General features: G+C 42.5%; 6 protein-coding genes. 2 read left to right on the top strand and 4 right to left on the bottom strand.

Translation table 11 applies throughout. The features are described 5' to 3' along the window. A partial coding sequence (locus tag QZY09_RS23885; RefSeq protein WP_295677013.1) for a CHAD domain-containing protein occupies window positions 1–512 on the top strand: 512 nt, incomplete at its 5' end. A 4-nt stretch (window positions 513–516) separates the two neighbouring features. Then, a complete protein-coding gene (locus QZY09_RS23880) occupies window positions 517–990 on the top strand; it encodes a CYTH domain-containing protein (protein WP_295677010.1) in 474 nt (157 codons plus the stop codon). Window positions 991–997: 7 nt separating this feature from the next. On the opposite strand, the gene QZY09_RS23875 is transcribed toward QZY09_RS23880, so the two are convergent. From QZY09_RS23875 to QZY09_RS23860, 4 genes are all read right to left on the bottom strand, one after another. Then, window positions 998–1,291 (bottom strand): DUF3892 domain-containing protein, encoded by a 294-nt coding sequence (locus QZY09_RS23875; RefSeq protein WP_295677007.1) that lies wholly within the window; start codon window positions 1,289–1,291, stop codon window positions 998–1,000. 218 nt (window positions 1,292–1,509) lie between these two features. Next, on the bottom strand, window positions 1,510–2,400 hold the full coding sequence (locus QZY09_RS23870; RefSeq protein WP_295677005.1) for a hypothetical protein: 891 nt from the start codon (window positions 2,398–2,400) through the stop codon (window positions 1,510–1,512). Between the two features lie 92 nt (window positions 2,401–2,492). Next, window positions 2,493–4,790, bottom strand: coding sequence for a glycoside hydrolase family 95-like protein (locus tag QZY09_RS23865; RefSeq protein ID WP_295677003.1), 2,298 nt, complete (start codon window positions 4,788–4,790; stop codon window positions 2,493–2,495). Window positions 4,791–4,826: 36 nt separating this feature from the next. Further along, the gene (locus tag QZY09_RS23860; protein ID WP_295677001.1) at window positions 4,827–5,363 is read right to left on the bottom strand and encodes a GNAT family N-acetyltransferase; all 537 of its coding nucleotides are present in this window, start codon (window positions 5,361–5,363) and stop codon (window positions 4,827–4,829) included. Between the last annotated feature and the right edge of the window lie 123 nt (window positions 5,364–5,486).

Genomic DNA, 5,486 nt, shown 5'->3' with positions numbered 1-5,486 from the left:
ACAAACAATTTGAAGAAGGTCAGCAAAAAATAATTGAAGAAGGCACTATCGAATTTCGCTCAAATAGCCCTCAGTTTTTTAAAAACATAAAAACCGCTCATAAAAGGCTCAAAAAGCAGTTGCAAAAGGTTGACGATAGCATGATAGCAGATTACTACAAGCTACAACTCAGCAATATCGCCACCAACCTTGCGGTATCAGGCTTTACAGAGGACATGCACACCAACCGCAAGTTGATCAAAATTTTAGTTTACAACCATAAGCTGGCCGAAAAAGCCCTTAATGGTTCCGTGCCTTTTAATACCGCTTACCTGGATAAATTACAGGAGGCTATTGGGAAATGGCACGATAACCTGGTGGCCGAGGAACTGTTTTCGACACCTGAGCTAAATGACAAACCAATAGTGGCGAAAATAAAAAAAGTAAATTCGAGTGTAAAACGAAGCATAACCAACCTGGCTGATGACTTTTTGAAGAAAGCAACTACTATTGAACACCCTTTGAACGCCTGATGACATGGGAGTTGAAATAGAACGAAAATTTTTAGTTGACCATGAAAAATGGGGGGAAATCAACAAACCTCAGGGCATCCACTACCGGCAGGGCTATATTGTTGATGAGGCCAGTAAAACAATAAGGGTGAGAGCAGCTGGTAAAAAGGGCTTTATCACGATAAAAAGTTCTACTACCGGAATTACCCGTAAGGAATTTGAATATGAAATCCCCGTTGAAGAGGCGCTTCAATTAATTGATGGATTTGCCGGGTCTGAGGTCGAAAAAACCAGATACCGTATCACTTTTGAAGGAAAATTATGGGAAGTGGATGAATTTTGGGGCGATAACCATGGTTTGATCATGGCTGAAATAGAATTGCAGCAGGAAGATGAGGCCTTTGAACAACCAGATTGGATTACCCGGGAAGTGAGCGACGATAAACGTTATTACAATTCATACCTCGCTAAAAACCCTTTTAAAGATTGGGGCAAATAACCAGCTTCTACACACAATCCGGCAACGCTAACAGATCATCCGGTACAGTCTCGTCTACCACAGTTTTCACATATTTGTTACCTTCAGGGCAGGTAGCAGGTATCAGGTAAATTTTTTCGCCATTTTTATTAATGATATAGGCCTCCCCTTTTTCTTCTTTTAGCCAGTCGTGTATAGCAGTCCTGTCCGTAATGCCTTTAACATTGATCCTTTCGTTTATCCACTCCAGGTAATCAATTGCTACATATGGATTTTTATATCTACCCTGATCCCGTTTGATGCATATTATTCGTACCGCCATTTTATAAAAGTTTAATTAACCAGGTGCCGCTAAATTAAGGCGAAGCTGTAAATCAAACCATAGTATAAACACGCTATTTTTTACGTAAAACTACGCATTTGAGGACGCTTAAATTTTTAATAACATACTGCCACTGAAAAACCCTTTGAAGCGTATCCGACGATATCGGCAAGGGTTAAATTTTGAATGACCTATCCCAACCTTGTAAATGACAAGTGTTACAACTGCTTCAAAAACGGCGTATGCTCCAGCATCAGCCTGAAATTATCGGGGTTCACAATATCATTATGCTGTTTCAGGCTGTGAATGTAGATCAGCGGGTATTTATCATACATACCAGGCTTTAAGTCTTTTTCTTCCACCATAAAATAGCTGATCTTAGCAGTATCCAGCAGTTTGTTCATCCGTTCACTCTCTTCTTTGGGGCCGTAGCCCACATCGGTATATAAATGAATAAAACGGTTTCCTTTATCGGCCTTTATCCACTCCATAAAAATTTCAGTTTTGCCGTATAACGAGTCAAACAGCATCGCCTCATCAATAGGCACACCACCGTTTTTAATGATCATCGCCATTACTTCGTACGCGCCACTATGCCCGCCGAGCAAGATATGGTCTGAAACGCAATTTTCCGATACCAGGTATTTATCTTTTAATCCCTGCAGCACATCGCTTACCAGCGCTTTAAAATCTCCCGGCTTTTCAAGTTTGCCGCCATAGCTATCGGGAGAATCACGGGCCGTTTCGGCCAGCACCAGAACGGCGTTTCTTTTACTCTCAATAAACTGTTTGGTTAATTCATATTCTACCGCGGCATGGTCAACATTGTTGCGCCAGCCGTGGAACCAAAAAATCAGGTCGACTTTCTTTTTAGCATCCAGGTTTTTAGGGGCGATGATCAGTACGGTACTATCATTGTAATGCTCCTTCGCAGAATACAAAACACTATCGTAAAAATGCCCCTTACTGCGTCCCGTATCGGGGAATGAGGTATGCGTAGAATAAATATGGAAAATTACAACGCCATTTGTTTGCTGGGCCTGAAGCACCTGGCAGTTTGCCATGAAAAGGAAAATAATAACCGCCGAAAATAGTAAAGATTTTATCATGGTTGGTTCCTGGTGAGGTGATCAAATATACAACATGGCAGGTGTTTTTGATTTACCGGGATGTAAATTTAGATGGCAATACAATTCACAAATTAACGTGCGCTGTTTAAAATACTAACAACCTCGCCGCTTACCGTTTCATACGCTATGTATGTTTTCCCATCTTTACCTTTGGTCACTTTTGGCGCTGACCGGCTTCGGATTTTAATCTGATTAACCGGAATATCTGTTTGAATGACGCATTTCCCTCCTTTTTCGCTTTTTATTTTGATGAATGAAGTAATGCCGTTTACCTTCTTCGCACTTACCAGGAAGGCGCCCTCGGTCCGGAGGTTTTCAAAAGAAACATTATTCCAGGCTGATGGTAAAGCTGGCATTATGGCTATGAAACCGGCATAACTTTGGATCAGCATTTCCTGTAACCCTGCCGCAAACGCAAAATTACCTTCGAGCGTAAACGGGCGATATTGAAATTTTGAATAACCTGATTTTGTTTGATCGCCATTTAAATGAAAACTATTTACGGAGCAAAACGCCTTTGCGAAGATCTGCAAGGCTTTTGCCGCGCCTTCGCCGTCTTTTGCTCTTGCTTTCATATTTGCCAGCCATGCATATGAATAACCGCACCAGTAATCCGGGCCAATACTATCCAATAAATGGATGCTATTTTTTATGATGCGCTGTGATTTTGGTCCATCTTCCCACTTTATCAACCCAAGGGGGTGTATAGCCATCATATGCGAGAAATGCCGGTGCGATTGATTATAAGCCAATGTCGGCGAAAACATCAATTCGTCATTTGGCGTCAACGCAAAATCATCAAATTCACCTGATATCTTTTTCCAATGTGCAGCATCATTCTTTAAACCAAGCTCACCAGCCAATTCTGAAGCCATTTTAAATGTGGATTTCATTAATGCAAGGTCATAATTTGTATCCTGAAAAAACCAGGCGCTTAAATCATTGTCATTTATTTCGGGGCTCGAGCTGATTGGTAATTTACGAAAGCCGTTTTTATCTTTAATAGCTATATTTTCAAGAAAAACAGCTACATCCTTTATCCAGGGATAGGCCCTGTTTTTAAGGAATTTCCTATCCATGCTATAGCGCCATTGCAGGTAATAATGCTGCGCTAGCCATGAAGACACCGTTGGCGACAATGAATATTGAATCCATCCCCCCATTTCCGTCCCATCCAGCGTGGTTACGCCCGGTACGGCTAAACCTTCTTTTCCGAAATACATTTTCGTGTAGCGCTTATAATTGGCTTTATTTGCATCCAGGTGGTCGAGGTAAGCCAACCCATCCTCCAGGTGATTGGCGCTGTAACAGGGCCAGTAACTGAGCTGCGTATTCAGGTCGTGGTGGTAATCCCCTTTCCAGGGCGGTATGCGGCCATTATCGGCTGTCCAGACGGCCTGCAGCGAAATTGGCGGCGCCCCTTTTCTTGAAGCAGAGCCAAATTTATACTGCTGCATATACCATTGCTTTTCCAGTAAAGTATCAGGTATGTGAATGGCAGATCTATCCCAAAAATTACGCCACCACAAAATATGAGAAGCATATGCATTGAAATATTGCAAATGCAAAGCCCGCTGCGTTATGGCAGATGCCAAGGGGGCGATTTTTTTATCCGGGTATTGCGACGAGATGCTCCATACCCCTTCTATAGTACTTTTGTCGATCTGCTGCCAGCGCACATTAATTTCGTACTTAAAACCACCCCAGCCTGGTTGCTCATAAGTAATGCTGTTCCCCTGCTGTTTAGTTATACCCTGGGCGTACCCAAGTCTTGAAAGGTCATCGCCCCCAACCGGGTCACCGGAGATCTTTACCGCACCCTGAAATTTGGGCATTATTAATTGCGGTTTAAAACCCGCCTTTACGTTTTCGAACCGAAACCAACCAACAGGCGCCGTTGCATGTACGAACGTTTTTAAAACAGTACCGTTAGCCCATTTCACTTCGCAAATCGCCTGGTTAATAAATAAATGGACAGATTTTACTTTACCCCAATCTTGAGTCGCAAACTCAAGTGCGCCGCCGGGGATGCGTGACGGGGCAGGTTCTTTGTCATAAGGCGCATCAAGATATTGCTGTACGGGGGCATAATCTTTTTTCATCACTTGCCCAATCACCCATTGGTAGTTAAACTCCTTACGGTGCAGCCCGTTCATGGGGCGCAAATCCCATAGATCAGCCCTGTCTAATGAAAAGCGAAGTTTATCGTCTTTTTGCCAAACCAAAGCGCCCAGCATTCCATTGCCTAATGGTATAGCCTCGTCCCAGCGTTTTGCCAGGGTATCAAATTGAAGATCGTGTACAGACGACTGGCTATAGCCCGCGTTAAACCATAAAAATAATGCGAAACCAAGGATTGCTTTTTTCATTTTTCATGCGGGAGTATTTACCTCCACGATACGAAGCTATCGAATAATTTTATACAACACATGCTTCTTTAAAAAATGCCCGTCTTCAATCAGTGGGTGTTCAAAATACCCTTCCTTTATCATGCCTATCCTCTTCATCACCTCTTCCGATCGGATATTTTGTACGGAAGTAAAAGAGTATATTTCATCAACCTCTAAATTATCAAAACCAAACTTGAGGCAGGCTTTTGCAGCTTCCGAGGCAAAGCCATAGCCCCAGCTTTCGCGGCTTAAACGCCAGCCAATTTCAATACAGGGGGTAAATTCCGCTTCAAAACCCGGATGTGCAAGGCCTGTGAAACCAATAAATTGCCGGGTATCTTTCCGTTCCACCGCAAAAAAGCCATAACCATGTTTTTCGATATGGCTGCTGATCCGGCCAATCTGTTCTATAGTTTCATCTGCGGTTTTGACAGATGGAAAGAATTCCATCACGGCTGTGTGATTGTTTAAGGCGATAAATGGCGGCACATCAGTCACTATCCATTCCCTCAAAATAAGCCGCGGCGTCTCCATAAAAACTTTGGGTTTCATATTTTAAAATGCACTAATGTTAATAGCAAAGTAATAATGGGCGGATCAAGTTTTCTACAAAAAAATCAAAAAAAGATTCTTGCAAAGCCCCTTTAACCAAATTTTAATTTACCTAAACCAATT

Origin of the sequence: uncultured Mucilaginibacter sp. (genome assembly GCF_903913935.1) — a bacterium.
Taxonomy (GTDB): domain Bacteria; phylum Bacteroidota; class Bacteroidia; order Sphingobacteriales; family Sphingobacteriaceae; genus Mucilaginibacter.
This window is presented reverse-complemented; position numbering and strand designations above follow the sequence as displayed.

What these genes read in the sequence shown, in the direction of transcription:
- QZY09_RS23880 (WP_295677010.1), top strand. Translation starts at nt 517, where the DNA reads ATGGGAGTTGAAATAGAACGAAAATTTTTAGTTGACCATGAAAAATGG.
- QZY09_RS23875 (WP_295677007.1), bottom strand. Translation starts at nt 1,291, where the DNA reads ATGGCGGTACGAATAATATGCATCAAACGGGATCAGGGTAGATATAAA.
- QZY09_RS23870 (WP_295677005.1), bottom strand. Translation starts at nt 2,400, where the DNA reads ATGATAAAATCTTTACTATTTTCGGCGGTTATTATTTTCCTTTTCATG.
- QZY09_RS23865 (WP_295677003.1), bottom strand. Translation starts at nt 4,790, where the DNA reads ATGAAAAAAGCAATCCTTGGTTTCGCATTATTTTTATGGTTTAACGCG.
- QZY09_RS23860 (WP_295677001.1), bottom strand. Translation starts at nt 5,363, where the DNA reads ATGAAACCCAAAGTTTTTATGGAGACGCCGCGGCTTATTTTGAGGGAA.